We start from the raw sequence: 686 nt of genomic DNA, 5'->3' as shown, positions 1-686 counted from the left end.
CGCCTTACTGTGGAGCTGTGCGTAGATGTGATCAAGAGACAGGCATCGCCGCCAGGGCGAGGCCCCGGATGCCGAGGGACAGCGCCAGCGCCAGCACGCCATAGCTGCCGATCCGGCTGTCACGCATGATCTCCAGCTTGCGCGCCCGGCCGCGCCCGCCCCCGAAGCCGTCGGCGGTGTCGGCCAGCCCGTCCTCGTGCAGCGCCCCGGTCAGCAGCAGCAGCGCCGCCAGCGCCCAGGCCGCCGCGAGCCCACCCGGCAGCCCCAGCCACAGCCCCAGCGCCCCCACCGCGCCGCCGAGCAGCCCGGCCAGCGCGCCGACCGGCGGATAGGCCCAGACGCCGCCGGACAACCCGCCCGTCCAGCCCCGCCGCGCCAGGGCGCCAACCGGCAGGCGCGTCAGCACCATGGCGGCGCCCACCAGGTCGTCCCGCAGCCGCCCGGCGAGGCGGCGGATCACGCCTCGCGGTCCGACACTCCGGCCTCGGCGAAGGTGGCCATGCCCGCATGGCAGGCCAGCGCGGCGCGGAGCAGCGGCACGGCCAGGGCGGCACCCGAAGCCTCGCCCAGCCGCAGGCCGAGATCGAGCAGCGGCTCCATGCCCAGAGCGGCGAGCAGCGTGGCACAGCCGGCTTCGGCGGAACGGTGCGCCGCCCGGGCATGGTCCAGCCCATCGGGGCACAGGC

Annotated in this window: 2 protein-coding genes; both read right to left on the bottom strand. The window is 76.8% G+C overall.

All coding sequences use genetic code 11. The features are described from left to right. Positions 1–31 precede the first annotated feature (31 nt). The gene (locus ROTAS13_RS25495) at positions 32–460 is read right to left on the bottom strand and encodes an adenosylcobinamide-GDP ribazoletransferase (protein WP_075823730.1); all 429 of its coding nucleotides are present in this window, start codon (positions 458–460) and stop codon (positions 32–34) included. Beyond that, positions 457–686, bottom strand: a 230-nt coding sequence (locus ROTAS13_RS25490; protein WP_171979262.1) for a nicotinate-nucleotide--dimethylbenzimidazole phosphoribosyltransferase, incomplete at its 5' end; no start/stop codon positions are given. The genes ROTAS13_RS25495 and ROTAS13_RS25490, both read right to left, overlap by 4 nt.

This window comes from Roseomonas sp. TAS13 (genome assembly GCF_001950415.1).
Classification (GTDB): domain Bacteria; phylum Pseudomonadota; class Alphaproteobacteria; order Acetobacterales; family Acetobacteraceae; genus Roseomonas; species Roseomonas mucosa.
The sequence above is the reverse complement of the archived record's forward strand: the minus strand, read 5'-3'. Positions and strand labels throughout refer to the sequence as shown.